This window comes from Blautia sp. RTP21359st1_E11_RTP21359_211015 (assembly GCF_040910705.1).
Classification (GTDB): domain Bacteria; phylum Bacillota; class Clostridia; order Lachnospirales; family Lachnospiraceae; genus Blautia_A; species Blautia_A fusiformis.
In genome coordinates this window covers 41,991-58,811 of record NZ_JBDGAB010000020.1, presented here as the reverse complement: position 1 = coordinate 58,811, position 16,821 = coordinate 41,991, and the positions used below count along the sequence as shown (strand labels likewise).

General features: G+C 44.9%; 16 protein-coding genes and 1 riboswitch. Of the genes, 1 reads left to right on the top strand and 15 read right to left on the bottom strand.

All coding sequences use genetic code 11. The features are described 5' to 3' along the window. Positions 1-146: 146 nt before the first annotated feature. Positions 147-222, bottom strand: a riboswitch (cyclic di-GMP riboswitch). 200 nt (positions 223-422) lie between these two features. The 8 genes from AB5026_RS09110 to AB5026_RS09075 form a co-directional block, all read right to left on the bottom strand. After that, complete coding sequence (locus AB5026_RS09110) at positions 423-800, bottom strand: RidA family protein (RefSeq protein ID WP_044961177.1); 378 nt, start codon at positions 798-800, stop codon at positions 423-425. A 91-nt stretch (positions 801-891) separates the two neighbouring features. Then, positions 892-2,358 (bottom strand): serine hydrolase, encoded by a 1,467-nt coding sequence (locus AB5026_RS09105; protein ID WP_244095998.1) that lies wholly within the window; start codon positions 2,356-2,358, stop codon positions 892-894. 123 nt (positions 2,359-2,481) lie between these two features. Beyond that, positions 2,482-4,848, bottom strand: a complete 2,367-nt coding sequence (locus AB5026_RS09100) for an ATP-dependent DNA helicase (protein WP_173740823.1) — start codon at positions 4,846-4,848, stop codon at positions 2,482-2,484. Positions 4,849-5,026: 178 nt separating this feature from the next. Next, a complete protein-coding gene (locus tag AB5026_RS09095; protein ID WP_015525837.1) occupies positions 5,027-5,248 on the bottom strand; it encodes an HPr family phosphocarrier protein in 222 nt (73 codons plus the stop codon). 427 nt (positions 5,249-5,675) lie between these two features. Beyond that, positions 5,676-6,995 carry an aspartate kinase gene (locus AB5026_RS09090; protein ID WP_015525836.1) on the bottom strand — a complete coding sequence of 440 codons (1,320 nt, stop codon included), beginning with the start codon at positions 6,993-6,995 and terminating at the stop codon, positions 5,676-5,678. 181 nt (positions 6,996-7,176) lie between these two features. Then, positions 7,177-7,458, bottom strand: coding sequence for a DUF2325 domain-containing protein (locus AB5026_RS09085; RefSeq protein WP_015525835.1), 282 nt, complete (start codon positions 7,456-7,458; stop codon positions 7,177-7,179). A gap of 143 nt (positions 7,459-7,601) precedes the next feature. After that, positions 7,602-8,291, bottom strand: a complete 690-nt coding sequence (gene tsaA / locus AB5026_RS09080) for a tRNA (N6-threonylcarbamoyladenosine(37)-N6)-methyltransferase TrmO (protein WP_021650988.1) — start codon at positions 8,289-8,291, stop codon at positions 7,602-7,604. Between the two features lie 87 nt (positions 8,292-8,378). After that, entirely contained in the window at positions 8,379-9,245 is an 867-nt protein-coding gene (locus AB5026_RS09075; protein ID WP_022426089.1) for a GGDEF domain-containing protein, read from the bottom strand. A 135-nt stretch (positions 9,246-9,380) separates the two neighbouring features. On the opposite strand from AB5026_RS09075, the gene AB5026_RS09070 reads away from it, so the two are divergent. Then, a complete protein-coding gene (locus AB5026_RS09070; RefSeq protein ID WP_022426090.1) occupies positions 9,381-9,635 on the top strand; it encodes a hypothetical protein in 255 nt (84 codons plus the stop codon). A 74-nt stretch (positions 9,636-9,709) separates the two neighbouring features. Here the strand turns inward: AB5026_RS09070 and AB5026_RS09065 are convergent, their stop codons facing one another. From AB5026_RS09065 to AB5026_RS09035, 7 genes are all read right to left on the bottom strand, one after another. Further along, positions 9,710-10,453 (bottom strand): DeoR/GlpR family DNA-binding transcription regulator, encoded by a 744-nt coding sequence (locus AB5026_RS09065; RefSeq protein ID WP_022426091.1) that lies wholly within the window; start codon positions 10,451-10,453, stop codon positions 9,710-9,712. Positions 10,454-10,524: 71 nt separating this feature from the next. After that, positions 10,525-10,782 (bottom strand): HPr family phosphocarrier protein, encoded by a 258-nt coding sequence (locus AB5026_RS09060; protein ID WP_015525831.1) that lies wholly within the window; start codon positions 10,780-10,782, stop codon positions 10,525-10,527. Between the two features lie 38 nt (positions 10,783-10,820). Further along, positions 10,821-12,734, bottom strand: a complete 1,914-nt coding sequence (locus tag AB5026_RS09055; protein ID WP_022426092.1) for a fructose-specific PTS transporter subunit EIIC — start codon at positions 12,732-12,734, stop codon at positions 10,821-10,823. A 20-nt stretch (positions 12,735-12,754) separates the two neighbouring features. Further along, complete coding sequence (gene pfkB, locus AB5026_RS09050; protein ID WP_118608277.1) at positions 12,755-13,666, bottom strand: 1-phosphofructokinase; 912 nt, start codon at positions 13,664-13,666, stop codon at positions 12,755-12,757. Between the two features lie 353 nt (positions 13,667-14,019). Next, entirely contained in the window at positions 14,020-14,814 is a 795-nt protein-coding gene (locus AB5026_RS09045; protein ID WP_368213164.1) for an aminotransferase class IV, read from the bottom strand. Between the two features lie 86 nt (positions 14,815-14,900). Then, positions 14,901-16,322, bottom strand: a complete 1,422-nt coding sequence (pabB, locus tag AB5026_RS09040) for an aminodeoxychorismate synthase component I (RefSeq protein ID WP_368213163.1) — start codon at positions 16,320-16,322, stop codon at positions 14,901-14,903. Between the two features lie 4 nt (positions 16,323-16,326). Then, positions 16,327-16,821, bottom strand: a 495-nt coding sequence (locus AB5026_RS09035) for an aminodeoxychorismate/anthranilate synthase component II (RefSeq protein ID WP_368213162.1), incomplete at its 5' end; no start/stop codon positions are given.

Genomic DNA, 16,821 nt, shown 5'->3' with positions numbered 1-16,821 from the left:
ACTTTGGACACCATACTACATGGTATTTACAGGAATAGACGACATTGTTGTTTGATTTATATGTTGTGTTCATATTTATATTATACTATGGTTTATAAAACGCATTGGATAAAAAAAACACCGTCTCACAGACAGTGCACCTCATTTCATGCAACTGGCTGCCATTTTACAGGCCCTATAGCTTTGCGTCCCAGACTTTCATCTGGTTTGCCGATCATCCTTATTAAGCTTTTATACGTATCCTAAAAAACTGGTTTTATTATACTACAGCGCTCTACTTTACACAAGAAAAAACATTACCGTTTTAACGCTTGAAAACACAAAAAAAGAGATTGCTCCAAAACAGAGAAAAATACTTTATCCCCACGAAAAAAAATCCCCGCTGTCTGACTGAAATCAGACAACAGGGATTTTTTATCAGATCATCCGATCGCTGCGATCACTTCTACCTCGCAGAGAACGTTCTTTGGCAGTGTCTTGACTGCAACACAGGAACGTGCAGGTTTATTTACGAAATATTTGGCATATACTTCATTAAATGCCGCAAAATCGTTCATATCTGCAAGGAAGCATACTGTCTTGATCGCATTCTCATAGCTGGAACCGGCAGCTTCCAGAACTGCTCCGAGATTCTTCATAACACGGTCAGCCTGCTCCTCGATGGTTGTGCCAACTACCTCTCCAGTTGCCGGATCCACCGGGATCTGACCGGATGTGTAAAGTGTATCTCCATGGATGATAGCCTGGGAGTATGGTCCGATTGCTGCAGGTGCTTTGTCTGTATGTACTGTCTTCATAATAGAATTCCCCTTTCATGAACATTTCGGATACTTCTCTGGCGGAAATATCCATCAGGATCTTGCTCAGCTGTTTTTTATTCTAACTCACAGATCACCCCTGGTCAAGGTCCATATTCAGATAATTATAAACAATACCGGAAATATCCCGGATATGCGAAACTGCATCCCCAGGTTTACAGTCTTCTGACATCACACAGAGGATATATGTAGTCTTTTCTCCATATACAATGGCGATATCATGCTGGTCCGTATCCGTTTCTCCAGTCTTATTTGCAATTTCCACGGACACAGATATCCCGCTGGGGATCTTAGTAGTAACCTGCTGGTTCAGAAGCAGGTTCAGCATAGCCTCCGAAGCTTCTTTCGATACACATTCTCCTTTATAGATCCGGGAAAGAAGCTCTGCGCAGTCTTTTACGGAAGTGGTGTTCCTACCACCGAGGCCGACGTCCTTTGAAGAGGACGGGCTTAAGATGTGCTGTACGGAAGTATCTGCAAATTTCTGTTCCGCAAGAAATCCATTTACAGCCTGTGCTCCGTCCTTAAAAACACCCGATGCTGTCTGCAGACGTACCAGCTCATTAAAGGATTCATTGTCACTGACTGTGATCATATTCCAGAGAAGGTCATTGACCTTTGTGGATACGAACGGATCTGTAACATCTTTTTTCATTTTTGCCGCTTCGTTCTGAAGGACTGCATCCATGTTGGCATAGGTCTGAGCCATGACAAACACTTTGATCAGACTGGCTGAGTACAGTGATTGACTGTTCTGTTCAAACTCCTGATCACTGGTCAGATCCTTTACATAAACGCTCCATGTACCCTCATAGGTTCCAAGAAGATCCGCAAGCCGTTTCTCAAGGCCATCCATTCCCAGATCTTTCGTCTCGACTTTTCCGGATTTATCCACGGAAAATCCCTCCGGAGTCTCTCCCTCTTCCTGGCGCAGAACGCCGTTTTCTCCGCCAAAATAATAATATCCGTCAAACATCTGTCCTGCAGCATTCATTTCCAGATAATGGATACCTGGATCTGTGACCATTTTTCCATATTCATCAAAATAATACAGCCCGTTGTATGTTGTTTTGTCCACCACCAGCTCATCCATATAACGTACCTGTGGAGAGGCGCTGAGTTTTCCCAGATTGTTTACCATATAACAGCCGTCAAAAGAAACTTCCTCACCGCTACCGTCTTTTGCCGGAGCCTTCAGATCGGTGATCTGGACCATATGCGAGTTTCCCGCTGTAAATTTACCGCTTTCGTCGTGATAATAATATCCATCAAAAACCGTTCCGTCGATCTCAAAATGATCAAAATAATACACTGCCGGAGTATTTTCTTTGGTTCCATCTTCATTCAGGCAGTAAAAGCCATTGCTTTTCAGAATATATTTCCCGCTTTCACCGGGAATTGGAAGTATCTGGGACTCCTCCGTAACAGAACCAAGGCTTCCCTGTGCCGTCTGCTGCACTGTTGTCGCAAAAACCGGCTGTGCGAGCATCACTGTGCTCAGACAAAATGCCAATGCTTTATATATTTTTTTTCGTCTCATATACTTCTTTCACTTTTCTTATGATCCTATTTTACAGTTTCTTGTCCTGATCCGGCATCCACACATTCCTCCAGTAATTTTCCAGATAAAGACTCTATAAGTATATCGGATTTCTCCGTTCTGTCAAGTAAACCTCTTCCAGAACGTCTCCACTGCACCTTCTACCGTATCCAGCCTGCAGCCTGTACGGTCCTGCCATTCCCTGGGAAAGATTTCCTGGTAATCCCGATCCCAGAAGCGGTCATCCAGAAGCAATATCACTCCTTTATCCTCTTTTGTGCGGATCACGCGCCCGGCGGCCTGAAGCACCTTGTTCATACCCGGATAGCGATATGCATAATCAAAACCACAGTGATTCTTTTTATCGTAATACTCTTTCAAGATCTCACGCTGACTGCCGATCTGGGGAAGTCCGGTTCCTACGATCACTGCCCCGATCAGACTTTCCCCTGTCAGATCAACACCCTCAGAAAAAATCCCTCCAAGAACACAGAACCCTACCAGGGTACCTTCCCGTTCCTGAAATTCCTCCAAAAATCCTTCCCGTTCCTGTTCTGTCATATCCGGCGTCTGACACACGCAGCGCACCCAGTCTACGGAAAATTCTTCCTCATAAACCTGCAGTACGTCTTCCATAAGACGATACGACGGAAAAAACACCATATAATTTCCCTGCCTCTGCCAGACACATCTGGCAATATATCCGGCGATCTTCCGGTATTCTGCACGATTTCTCCGGGTATACCGGCTGCTTACGTCGCTGCCGATAAGAATCCTGCGGTTTTCTTTTGGGAAAGGAGACTGCACATAAATCCCATAGGCATCACGGTCTGTTGTCAAAAGCTCCCGGTAATAGAGCATGGGAAACATTGTAGCTGAAAAGAAAATTGCACTTTTTCCTTTTTTCAGGTATTCTCCCAGATTTTCTGCCGGATTCACACAGAACAGCATCAGACGAAATCCTTCTTCTGCGCTGTTTTCGGTATATACTACATAATTTTCATCTACCAGCTCTGAAACATTTAAAAAATCACGCACTATAAAATAAAATTCCAGTATTTCCCTGCGTAGTTCTTCTTCCAGTTCTTTTTCCTCCAGTATTTCTTCCAGCTCACCTGATATCGTAAGAAATGTGATCGGCAGTACTCCGGGATTGGGCAGCACCTGATACCCTTTTCCTGTTTCCGCAAGATTCTCTTCCAGTTCCATCATCTGGCGATTTGCTTTATCCAGTGCTCTGGCCAGTTTTGAAAACCTCTTTCTTATCTTCTTTCGAAGTGCTACCAGACTCTGACGGGAAATACCGGCACTGTACATCTCTCTGCCACGTTCTACCAGATTATGTGCCTCATCGATCAGAAAAATATGATCCCCGGAAATATTTTCCCCGAAAAAACGTTTCAGATGAACATTGGGATCAAACACGTAATTATAATCACAGATGATCCCGTCTACCCAGATTGAAAGATCCAGACACATTTCAAAAGGGCACACCTGCCATTTTTCTGCATGAGCACGGATCACTTCTCTGGAATATACCTCTTCAGTGGTCCAGAGCTCATAAACCGCATCATTTACCCGGTCAAAATGCCCCTTTGCATAAGGACATTTCTCCGGTGTACATTCCGGAGTATCCTGAAAACACAGTTTTTCCTTTGCCGTGATCGCCGTTACCTTGAATTTCAGACCTTTTTCCCGCAGGATGTGAAATGCCTCCTGCGCCACAGTTCCTGTGATGGTTTTTGCGGTAAGATAAAAAAGTGTTTCACCTTTTCCCTCACCGATGGCGCGCACGGACGGAAAAATGGCAGACATGGTTTTTCCCACACCGGTAGGCGCCTGAACAAATAAGGTCTTCCCGCTGGAAACCGTATGGTACACACCACTAACAATATCCCGCTGCCCTTCTCTGTATGGAAACGGAAACTGCAGATCCTTCATGGATGCATTTCTCTCTTTTTTCCAGTTAAGAGAATATGCGATCCATTTGTGATAGGCATCCAGAAGCTTCTGATACCAGCCTTTAAGCTCCTCTATGGAAAAATCCTCACGAAATCTCCTGGTTTCTTCCGTCTCAAGATGAGCGTAGGTCATCTGAATGTGGATTTCAGAAATCCCTTCTTTTTCTCCCCAGATCATTCCGTAACACATGGCCTGGGCACGGTGGACAGGTATTGGCATGTCCATTGCCTGGACATTTCCGTAAGTCCCCTTGATCTCATCAATATAAACGGCTCCGTCCTCTGTAAAGATCCCATCTGCACGGCCCTCGACCTGAATGACCACATCGTCGTATTCACTTTCTTTTTTCAGAGAAACCTCTGCCTGATAATCGCCCTTCATACTCCGCTGTATCTTGCGGTGAAGCCTTCCGCCTTTTAACATGGCTTCCTTATCTCCGGATGTCCCACTGCTGTTATCCAGATCTCCGCTCCTCAGTATAAATTCCACAAGATTTCTGACAGAAATCCGCACTCTTGGTTTTTCCATATTTTCACTCCCGGCAGCTGCCGGAATTCCAGTCCGGCAGCTATTCTTTTTCCATGCTATACCAGGATTATACCATAAAATATGATCCGAAAGCTTCCCATAATAAAAAGGACGCATGTTCTGCTTTTCTTCTCATGAACTGCGCCCTTTTATCACCGTTTTTCTTTATTCATATTTCTCAACCTGCTGCATACTTGGAAAGAACACGATTAAAATCCTCATCTTCTCCGTAACACTTTACTGTCAGAGTCTTTGTCAGATCCAGACTCAAAAGTCCGAGGATCGACTTTGCATCAATGATAATACGGTTATAAAATACATCAATATCAAAATTACATCTGCTGGCTGCACTGACAAACTCCTGTGCACTTTTTTCATCCAGTTTGATCTGTTTCTCCATAGCTGACCGCCTGCCTTTCTGATTTTTTCATATTTCAGTTTTACACAAAAGTTAAGTTTTTGTCAATACTGTTTATTTCATATCAAACTTTTTTCGACACAATGTACAATATCTTTGTCTTTCCTTTGGAAATCCTGTTGAATTTGATTGTATTATTTTTAGATAAATCTTGGATTTTTCCAAAAAAATCCGCCGCAGGACGGTATGTTACACGTACTGCGGCGGTTTTAAATAAATCGGATATTCGGAATCCGCTTTGCTACTTCCTCATAAACAAAATCCGTTTCCGGATTTATATCAATCGGATATTCGAAATCCGCTTCGCTACTTTCTCATAAACAAAATCCGTTTCCGGATTTATATCAATCGGATATTCGGAATCCGCTTCGCTACTTCCTCATAAACAAAATCCGTTTCCGGATTTTGTTTATATCCGTGTCAGAACAAAAATATCGTAGATTGCTCTGACTGCTTTTTCGAAATCACGATTCTCTACACCGATGATGATATTCAGTTCACTGGAACCCTGGTCGATCATTTTTACGTTTACATTTGCATGGGCAAGAGCAGAGAAGATCCTTCCTGCAGTGCCTCTCTGGGATTTCATTCCACGACCAACAACTGCGATCAGTGCAAGGTCAGATTCCATCTCCACAAAATCAGGCTGCACCAGACGGTGGATACCTGCGATAACCTGCTGCTCTTTCTCCTCAAATTCGTCCTGATGAACATATACAGTCATGGTATCGATTCCGGATGGTACATGCTCAAAGCTGATTCCCTGATCTTCAAATACCTGAAGTACCTTGCGTCCGAACCCGATCTCACTGTTCATCATGGATTTCTCGATATTAATAGAGCAGAAGCCTTTCTTTCCGGCGATACCGGTAATAGTGAATTTCGGCTTCTTACAGGTGCTCTCTACGATCAGAGTACCTTTATCCTCCGGGCTGTTTGTGTTACGGATATTGATCGGAATTCCCTCTTTACGAACCGGGAAAATGGCATCCTCATGAAGAACAGTAGCTCCCATGTAGGAAAGCTCACGAAGCTCTCTGTATGTGATTGCCTCGATAGGCTCCGGATTGTGAACGATACGCGGATCTGTTACAAGAAAACCGGAAACGTCCGTCCAGTTCTCATAAATATCTGCATGGATAGCCTTTGCAACCAGGGAACCTGTCACATCAGAACCACCTCTGGAAAATGTCTTTACCGTGCCATCTGCACATGCGCCGTAAAATCCCGGAATAACCGCATGCTGGGATTTGCTGAGCTTTTTGGAAAGGAGTTTATTGGTCTCCTCCGCTTCCAGATTACCAGCTTTATCAAAACGGATCACAGAAGCTGCATCCACGAAATCATATCCAAGATATGCAGCCATGATCTTACCATTGAGAAACTCTCCTCTGGATGCCGCATACTGGATTCCTGCCTGTGCACGGAAATCCTCATCGATCTTCTTGAACTCCTCCTCAAGAGAAAGGCTCAGTCCGAGTCCCTTGATGATCTCATAATATCGCGCCTTGATCGCATTGATCTTCTCAGTGATATCCTCCCCTTTGGATGCTGCGTCATAACATCCATAAAGCATATCCGTCACTTTGATATCCTCGTCAAATCTCTTTCCCGGAGCTGACGGAACTACATAACGGCGGCTCTCATCACTGCGGATGATATCGCCCACTTTCTGGAACTGCTCCGCATTTGCAAGAGAACTTCCACCGAATTTTACAACTTTTTTCATGATAACACCTCTCACCTGTAATTTCGACTTCCAGCGCCGCCTTTTCACCATTCACTGCAACGCTTTACCACAGAAACCTACGGCTATTTTATTGAATAATTTGTAATTTTGCAAGCATTTCCGTAACATTTCTGCAAAAAAGTCAAATTATACAAGAGAAAAGTATCTCCTGACCTGTTTCTTATGCACAGTACTGCTTCAGAATGTTCTCGAGAGCTGCAGCGCTGCTTGTGTGACAGCGGCATACCGGAATGGATTTTTTCTTTGCTTCTTCTACTGCGCAGTTTACCATTTTGTGGGAAACGGTACTGGTGAACAGGATCATCAGATCCGGCACCCCGATCTTTTTCTTCATGGCTCCTTTTTCCTTGGCAAAAACTTTCGCCTTGCATCCGAAGCCTTTGCAGATATCCTCATACTGACATACCATTCTTTCATTACCGCCTACAATTACAACGCTCATAATTCACTCTCCTTTGATCTCTGAACTTTTATATGACTGTTTCAAGGTTATTTTAAACTAACTTTACTTTTAAAATATTGAGTTAGCACTTGCTAACTCATTTATTATAATACCATCTCACAAAAAGTTTGTCAAAGGTAATTTTAAATTCTGTCTGATTTTTTATATCCTGTGATCTCGCATACTGTAAGTATGCCGTTTTTTACCTGAAAATGAACATCCATTCCTGCAAAAGGCATTCCGTATATCCTCTCCGGATCTTTCTGGTAGGCAGGCCTCGGATCCTCTCTGAGCACGCCTTCCAACGCAGTAAGCTTATCCTCCGGAATCCTTGCCTTCCATTCTTCCGGGATCTCTACCTGCAGAAAATGCTGCTCCACCTTCGTCGCAAAGCCGCCCAGCGCTTCCGGATGGCAGTCTGCCACAGGCAGATATGGCTTGATATCATAGATGGGGGTTCCGTCCATCAGGTCCGCACCGGATACGATCAGTACAGGAGCTTCTTTGCTTTCCAGATCGATTTTTTCAAGCTTCACACAGGATAAGCCTACTGGATTGGGACGGAAGGGCGATCTGGTGGCAAATACGCCCATCCTTTCATTTCCGCCCAGGCGTGGCGGACGTACTGTAGGGGACCAGTTCTCACGGATCGACTGTGAAAACTCCCACAGCAGCCAGATATGCGAAAAATCTTCCAGTCCTTTTACCGCTTCCCGTACCCGGTATTCCGGTTCAAAAACAATACAGGCTGTCAGTTCTTCCACTCGACCGCTCTGACGCGGGATTCCGAATTTTGTCGGAAAATCACTTCTGATCCTTGCGATTATCTTCATATCCCTATTCTCCCTTTCACTTGCCAGATATACACCTCATGCGCCTGTTACATAATTCTGCTTTCAATGACTGTCATGTCATTTCCGTCAGATCCTCTTGTAGGCAACACAGTTTTTTTGCCGCTTGGCCTGATAGAGAAGCCTGTCCGCTTCCATCACTCCATCTCTGACCTTACAGCTTCCATATACACCTCCCACGCTCATGGAAAGCCGGATTTCTTTGTATTCCGGCACATCTGCCATTGCGATCTCTTCCCGGATATCTTCCAGCTTCTGCTGAAATACCTTTTCCGGAATTTCTTCAAACATCAGAAGAAATTCGTCTCCTCCATAACGCAGTACCACGTCATCTGCCCGCACATGCTCAAAAATCGTTCTGACAATGGTACAAAGCGCCGCATCTCCAGCTACATGGCCATAGCTGTCATTGATCTGTTTAAAATTGTCCACGTCGATCATAGCTATAGCCCCCATCTTATCCAGGGATTTCAGCTGTTCCTCAAAATATCTCCGGTTTCTGGCACCAGTCAGCGGATCTTCATATAATTCCCGGTTGAATCTGCTGATCTTATCGATCAGAGATCCGCTTCCATAAGCTCCCAGAAAGATCTTATCCGTCATTTTAAAGACCATTTCCATGACAAGAGGTGTCCCGTCTATAACCACATATTTGGCGATTACCTGATAAATGTCATCATTGACGAACTCAAATTTCGTCATTTTGTTTTTACGGGCAAAAACTTTGGCAGAAATACAGTTCTCACATCTTCTGCCTTTATTCCACACTGCAAAGCATTTATGTTCTGCTTCATAAGAGCAATCGTCTGAGCCAATATTTACCGGAGCTGTACGGCTAACATCCACCAGTCTTACAATGTCAAAAACCGTCTTCAGCATTTCTATTTCCATATTTACTTCCCGGGCAGTCATAAATACACCCTTATCTTTATCCATAGTATTTTCCTGCGTTTCTGAAATATTATATACATTCATGATAACATATTGCACATCAATTCACAATTGTATTTCATCGTCGTTTATGCTATTGTATAGTGTATAAGAAGTAATATTTTTATCAGGAGGTTTCATATGGCACAGAGACGTACAAAGATAGAAGTACTCAATGAGAAAATTTCCAAAGTAGATTCCAAGATTGCTGCCTGCACCGAAAAGATAGCAGCGCTGGAGGATGAAAAAACTGCACTGGCAGCTCAGCTGGATGAGATCCGCAAAGCTGAAAAAAAGGCAAAGGAAGCTGCTGAACTGAAACGTCTGCTCAAGCTGATGCAAAAAAAAGACATTTCCGTAGAAGATCTAGAAGCCATGATCTCCAGGGAAGCCTGAAACAGATCCTCAGCAAACAAAAAACCGGTTTACGAAGAATTTTTTCTTCCAAACCGGTTTTTTTTGCGATCTTTCTATGATACGATCTGTATATTTCTGCAATCTTTATATTCTTTGGAACAGCTTTCCGTCAGGATCACTGCTCCGTCAAATGAAAAGAACGTCACCGCACTGATCTGTCCGAATTTGGAGCTGTCAGACACTACGTACTTTTCCAGACACTGCTCCATGGCGGTTCGCTTTACCAGTGCTTCATTGGATTCCGGCGTGGTAAAGCCTTCTCTCTGCGTCATCCCGTTGGTCCCGAAAAAGCCCTTTGTAAAATGATAATTCTTCAGCATCTGCATGGCCTGACTTCCGATCACAGCTTCCGTAGATCCCTTCAGTTCTCCGCCGATCAGAAGCACACGGACTCCCATCTGAGCCAGAGCCCTGGCATGGGAAACACCATTGGTGACAAAAGTCGCCCTGGAGCCTTCCAGATGCTCCAGCATATATCCGGTAGTCGTTCCCGCATCCAGATACACAAAATCTTCCGGACGGATCAGAGCTGCCGCATAGACTGCGATCTTCTTTTTTTCTTCAATATTCAGCTCAACTTTCTGGGCTACGGTAGGCTCATAGGCATTGACAGTATGTTCCAGTGCCACCGCACCGCCAAAAACCCTGGTCAGCTTCCCCGCCTTGTAAAGCGCCGTGATGTCTCTGCGGACCGTAGATTCCGATGCATCCAGGATATCTTTCAGTTCTGTTACCGTAACACTGTTTTTTTCTCTGAGAAGGCCGAGTATGATCTCGTATCTCTGCTCCGTCAGCATTCCTTTTCCTCCTTCAAAAAAGACATCCCGATCGACCGGACCGGGATGCCTTCTGTTCACTCATTCTGAGATTACAGGTTCTCCTGCATGAATTTGCTTACTGCCTCGTATGCTGCATCCTCATCTGCACCATCGAATGTAAAGGTAACCTCATGTCCCTTCTTTACGCCAAGTCCCATAAGTGCAAGAAGCTTTCTGCACTCTACAGTCTTGCCGTCCTTCTCGATAGTGATCTTGGACTCGAAACCTTTTACAAGCTTCACAAGCTCTCCGGCCGGACGTGCATGGATTCCTTCGTTATCTGTTACTACATACTTGAATTCTTTCATTTCTTTATCCTCCAGTTTTCATTTTAATTTAAAAAAATTTAAGCAACTTTTTTCTTCAGTACCCCGAGAAGTACAGCTGAGATCAGAGTTCCCACAACCAGTGCGACCAGATACATCATTGCATTACCTACAACCGGGAATACGAAGATTCCGCCATGTGGTGCCATCAGTGTACAGTTGAAGAACATGGAGATTGCTCCGGCTGCTGCGGAACCGACGATACAGGACGGAAGTACATGGACCGGGTCAGATGCCGCAAAAGGAATCGCACCTTCTGTGATAAATGCAAGTCCCATAATAAAATTGGTCGGTCCTGCCTCACGTTCTTCTTTTGTAAATTTGTCTTTAAACAGCAGGGATGCGAGTGCGATGGCACACGGAGGAGTCATACCTCCCACCATAACTGCTGCCATAATGTCATAGTTGCCTGCCGCAATAGCTGCTGTACCAAATACATATGCTGCTTTGTTGAACGGGCCGCCCATATCAATGGCCATCATACCACCAAGAACCAACCCTAAAATTACTTTACTTGAATTTCCCATGCCTGTCAAGGCATTATTTAATCCTGTATTGATACCGCCCATGATCGGCTCTACAACGAAGGTCATACAGAGTCCCATAAGAAGTACACCAACAACCGGATAGATCAGTACAGGCGCTATTTTTTCCAGTGCTTCCGGAAGCTTATCACAAACCTTACGAAGTCCAAGGATCAGATATCCTGCAAGGAAGCCTGCAAGAAGTGCTCCGAGGAAACCAGATTTTCCGTTTGCCGCGATCATACCGCCCACAAGTCCAACTGCAAGTGCCGGTCTGTCACCGATGGCCATTGCAATAAATCCGGCCAGGATCGGAAGCATGAAACCAAATGCGGTTCCACCAATGTTTTTCAGAACAGCCGCTACCGGTGTGATGGTACCAAAGTTTGCTCTCTGGTCTGCAGGAAGGGAACTCAAATCTACACTTAAACCATCGATCAGGAATGCAAGAGCGATCAGAATACCACCGCCTACAACCAGTGGAAGCATATGAGATACCCCGTTCATCAGCTGCATATAGATCTTGTGGCCTGCTCCGCCGCCTGCTTTTGCATTTGAGGAAGAGCTCTGACTGCCTGCTGCTGCATGATATACCGGAACATCTCCGGAAATCGCACGTTCAACAAGCCGGTCCGCTTTGCTGATTCCATCTGAAACCTGACATTCGATGACTTTCTTTCCATCGAAACGATCCATGGGAACCTTGGCATCTGCAGCTACAATGATGCAGTCTGCCTCCCGGATCTCCTGATCCGTAAGTACATTTTTTGCTCCACCGGAGCCTCGTGTCTCTATTTTAATGAAACAGTCTTTCGCCTTTGCTGCTTTTTCCAGTCCCTCTGCTGCCATGTAGGTGTGGGCAATACCTGTGGGGCAGGAGGTAACTGCCAGCAGTTTAGCTCTGGCTCCTTCGGAACTTCCTGTATCTGCCAGTCTTTCATCAATATCTTTTTTCTCCTCATCGGCCTTGTCGATGATCTCCATAAATTCATCTACAGAACCTGCGTTGCGTAAGGATTCTGTAAAATTATCATCCATCAGCATTACGGAAAGCTTGCTGAGTACATCCAGATGAATGTTATCTTCTGTATTTGGTGCTGCGATCAGGAAAAGAAGGGTAACCGGCTCATCATCCAGTGCCTCAAATTCCACGCCGTTTTTTACTACCATGGCAGCAAGTCCCGGTTTCTTTACCGCATCACATTTTCCATGAGGAATAGCGATTCCCTCACCGATTCCTGTCGTACTTTCTTCCTCTCTTAAATACACCTGTTTCCGATAAGCTTCCCTGTCGCTGATCTTTTCACTTTTTACCATAAGATCTACGGCCATGTCCAGAGCTTCAGATTTCGTCTTCGGTGCAGCATCCAGTGATATGCTTCGTTTGTCAAGCAGATCTGTGATTCTCATCTTCCCTTCTCCTTTCTTCTTTACCCCTCTGTTACCTGTTCATATACTGCCTGAACCTCTTCCCTTGTGGCAAGATTTTCAGAAAATGCACTTGCGCTTCCTGCGGAAATTCCCATATGGAATGCATATTCGTGATCCTGTTTTTCCATCCAGCCTGCCATAAAGCCTGCTACCATGGAATCTCCGGCTCCTACTCCGTTTACCAGTGTTCCTTTCGGTGCCGGTTTCTCAAATACCTGACCGTCTTCCGCTACCAGGACAGCTCCCTCTCCGGCCATTGAGATCAGCACATTTCTGGCTCCTTTTTCCTGGAGCTTCTTTCCGTAAGGGATCACATCCTGACGGGTCTTAAGCTCTACACCGAAGATTTCTCCAAGCTCATGGTTATTGGGCTTCACCAGGAACGGATGATACTTCAGGACATTCACAAGAAGATCTCTCGTTGCATCCACAACGATCATCACGCCTTTTCCATCCAGTCTCGCCATGATCTTCTCATACATATCATCCGGCATAGATGAAGGAATACTTCCTGCCAGAAAAAGCACATCTCCCTCTTTCAGTGTGTCAAGCTTCTTCATCAGCTCCTGAACCTTTTCAGCGCTGATCTCCGGTCCCATTCCGTTGATCTCAGTTCCATCAATAGATTTCAGCTTCAGGTTGATCCTTGAAACGCCTTCCGGGATCCTGATAAAATCAGATCTCACTCCCATCTCCTCAAGCTTTCTTACAATCTCATCTCCGACGAATCCTGCCATGAAACCAAGTGCTGTATTCTCGATTCCAAGATTCATCAGCACGGTGGAAACGTTGATTCCCTTTCCGCCCGGAAGCATCAGCTCAGAGCTTGTTCGGTTGGTAAGTCCGAGTTTAAAATCCTCCACGGAAACGATATAGTCCAGAGACGGATTAAAAGTAACTGTGCAGATCATTTTTTCTCCTCCCATATCTTTTATCCTGCGGTTTTTGACCGCTTTTTGTTGTTTTTCATTTGTTGAACTCAGTATACTTCCAAATTCATTCAAAGTCAATCAAATTACTTCACAAAATTCATGAACGTTTTTGGTTGAGTTTGCACAAAAAAACGTGCATCAACCTTAGCTTTCCCTGGTTAATGCACGTTTATCCCTGACTGTATTGGTCACTTTCATTCAAATTCCGTTATAAATCTATGTACCATTCCAAATTCCTGTTTATATTACCTCCATCCTCAGGTACATTTCCCGGAAAGCCGGATCTTCACATTCCATCACCTTTCCTGAATGTGATAGTTTCGCAATAACATTTATCTGATTTGTTTCTTATTCGCAGTATCTCTGACCATCTTCCGATATCTTCTCATCAGCTCCCTTGTCACTTTGTCTTCCTCAAACCGGATTCCTCCGATCTGGCGCACCGGCATGATCCCCATCAGGGAATTTGTGACAAAGCATTCCTGATACCATTTAAGATCCTGAACATAGATATAGGTTTCTTCCACCTCTTCCGTGTCACAGAGATATTCACGGAGGATTCCCGGGAGAAGTCCGCAGCTGACTTTTGGTGTATAGATCATGCCATTTCGCACAAAGAATACATTACTTACTGTCCCTTCCGATATCTGTTTCTTTGTATTCAGAAACAACCGTTCATCCATTCCTGCTGCTGTAGCATTTCGTTTTTCCAGGATACAATCTCCGTAATTCATGGTTTTGTGATATACAAGAGGTGATGTTTCATTTCGTTTTACCTTGCTGACATCCATGGTAAAGCCTTTTTCATAATTCTCCGGCGTATAATGATTGGCACGAAGAGAATACACTGCATTTTCCTTTGTAAGCATAAGCTTCAGCGCACAGTGTTCCAGTCCGTCAAATTCTTTCTGCACCTCCGGGCGTTTTTTTTGTTCTTCCAGATATTCTTCGATCCTCCCGGCTGTGATCCCACGTACTGCCGGATCACCCAGCTTCAGGAAATCTGCCGCCCGTTCCAGTCTTTTCAGATGCTTTTCCAGAAGTATGGGGGTTCCCTGCTCTATTCCTATGGTCTCAAATGCTCCCAGACCGAACTGAAAACATTCGTCTAAGGTTATGTTGTTCATTTCCTTTGACCTCCTTATGAAGTGTCCCTGTCAGATTCTCTGATCTGTCCACAGAACCTTTCACTTTTACCGTTCTGTATGTTTCTCTACTGCAGTGCATCCAGGATCGCTTTCGCCTTCTGCAGAGTCTCCTCGTACTCAAATTCCAGATCTGACTCTGCTGTGATCCCGCCGCCAACGCCAAGGTGATATTTTCCGTTTTTATGAAGAGCTGTACGGATCACGATGTTGAAATCGCAGCCTCCGTCCAGTGTCAGGTAGCCGATAGAGCCTGTATAAAGATTTCTCTTTCCGTGTTCCAGCTCGTCAATGATCTCCATGGCACGGTATTTCGGCGCACCGGTAATAGAACCGCCGGGGAATGCAGCCTCCAGAAGATCCATAACATTTTTTCCTTCTTCCAGTTTTCCTTCAATATCCGATACCAGATGAAAAACCGTAGCGTATGCTTCCACTGTAAAAAGCTCGGTTACCTTCACGCTTCCCGGTGTACACACCCGGTTCAGATCATTTCGCTCCAGGTCTACGATCATAAGAAGTTCACTCTTATCTTTTCCGGAATCCTGAAGCTCCCGACGGAGCATTTCATCTTCCTCAGATGTTACGCCACGTTTCCTTGTTCCCTTTATAGGACGGGTATTTACATGACGGTCTTTCATCTTCAGAAAACGTTCCGGAGATGCACAGACGATCTGATAATCTCCGAAATCCAGATATCCGCCGAAAGGAGACGGATTATTTTTCCGAAGATCATAAAAAACATCCAGAGGTGGTTTTTCGCTTTCAATGGTCAGCTGCTGCGTCATATTGGCAATATAGATATCGCCCTCTATAATATAGCGGATCATCCGGTCTACTGCCTGTTTGTATTCTTCTTTCTCAAAGTTGGGATGAACCTGGATCCTGAATTTCTCACGGTGAAAATTTTCCGTGACCATCTTGTTTCCGGATTCCTTTTTTTCCCCTGTTTCCGATCCTTCCTGTTTCCCCGCCTCTGTAAATTCCCGGATTGCTTTTTCCATCGCTCCGATTTCTGCTGCAGCGTCTGCACTGATTCCGTTTGACACAAGATAGGTCCTTTTTTCCTGACAGTCTTCTATGATAAAACAGTCATAAAACGTCAGAACTGCCTCCGGAACAGTCACAAGATCCTTTTCTCCGGATGGTACTCCCATCTGTTTTCTTCCGTAATCATAGGAAAAATATCCTACTGCACCGGATACGATGGGAAGTCCGCTGTTATTTTTGTCTTCATGGGTATTTAAATATTCCCGCATATAGTCTTCAAAGGTTGTTTCTATTTCCGGCCTTCCGTTGATAGTAAAGTTCTCTCCGTCCTTTACCAGCTTCAGATACGGACATCTTCCGATCACGGAATAATGTCCCAGCTCATTGACAAGGGAGGAATCCAGAAACGCTGCTCCGGGTTCTCTCTCGTAGATCCGAAAAATGTCCACTGCCGGGATATATGGGGTCAGTTCTTTTATTCTTCGCTGATTTTTGTACATATTTTTACTCCTCCTTCTGAAAATTCTCCGCGATCCTGCAAAAATTCTCAAGAAGCTCATGTCCATATTCCGTAAGAACGGCTTCCGGATGGAATTGCACACCATAGATAGGCAATGCTTTATGGGAAATTCCCATAACAGCACCATCATCAGAAAGCGCATCCACCTGATACTCCTCCGGAATGCTGTCTTCCCGCACGATCAGGGAATGGTATCTTGTCACCTTGTATTTCTCAGGCAGGCCTGCAAACACTCCTGTTCCATGGTTGTGGATCTCTGTTACTTTTCCGTGCATGGGACACACGCCCTTTTCCACTACTGCTCCCGCGCAGTGGCCGATCACCTGATGGCCCAGACAGACACCAAGAACAGGAATCCTTCCCTGAAATCTTTTTACGGTATCTACGCAGAGCTTCGCATCCCAGGGACGCTTCGGTCCCGGAGAAAGGATGATTCCTTCCGGGTTCAGCTCCTCCAGCTCCTCCAGGGTGATCTCGTC

Coding starts and splice junctions, on each gene's coding strand:
- AB5026_RS09085 (WP_015525835.1), bottom strand. CDS start 7,458: ATGAGCGTTGTAATTGTAGGCGGTAATGAAAGAATGGTATGTCAGTAT.
- AB5026_RS09045 (WP_368213164.1), bottom strand. CDS start 14,814: ATGAACAACATAACCTTAGACGAATGTTTTCAGTTCGGTCTGGGAGCA.
- AB5026_RS09060 (WP_015525831.1), bottom strand. CDS start 10,782: ATGAAAGAATTCAAGTATGTAGTAACAGATAACGAAGGAATCCATGCA.
- pabB (WP_368213163.1), bottom strand. CDS start 16,322: ATGTACAAAAATCAGCGAAGAATAAAAGAACTGACCCCATATATCCCG.
- AB5026_RS09055 (WP_022426092.1), bottom strand. CDS start 12,734: ATGAGAATCACAGATCTGCTTGACAAACGAAGCATATCACTGGATGCT.
- AB5026_RS09100 (WP_173740823.1), bottom strand. CDS start 4,848: ATGGAAAAACCAAGAGTGCGGATTTCTGTCAGAAATCTTGTGGAATTT.
- AB5026_RS09075 (WP_022426089.1), bottom strand. CDS start 9,245: ATGGATAAAGATAAGGGTGTATTTATGACTGCCCGGGAAGTAAATATG.
- AB5026_RS09105 (WP_244095998.1), bottom strand. CDS start 2,358: ATGAGACGAAAAAAAATATATAAAGCATTGGCATTTTGTCTGAGCACA.
- AB5026_RS09070 (WP_022426090.1), top strand. CDS start 9,381: ATGGCACAGAGACGTACAAAGATAGAAGTACTCAATGAGAAAATTTCC.
- pfkB (WP_118608277.1), bottom strand. CDS start 13,666: ATGATCTGCACAGTTACTTTTAATCCGTCTCTGGACTATATCGTTTCC.
- AB5026_RS09095 (WP_015525837.1), bottom strand. CDS start 5,248: ATGGAGAAACAGATCAAACTGGATGAAAAAAGTGCACAGGAGTTTGTC.
- tsaA (WP_021650988.1), bottom strand. CDS start 8,291: ATGAAGATAATCGCAAGGATCAGAAGTGATTTTCCGACAAAATTCGGA.
- AB5026_RS09090 (WP_015525836.1), bottom strand. CDS start 6,995: ATGAAAAAAGTTGTAAAATTCGGTGGAAGTTCTCTTGCAAATGCGGAG.
- AB5026_RS09065 (WP_022426091.1), bottom strand. CDS start 10,453: ATGCTGACGGAGCAGAGATACGAGATCATACTCGGCCTTCTCAGAGAA.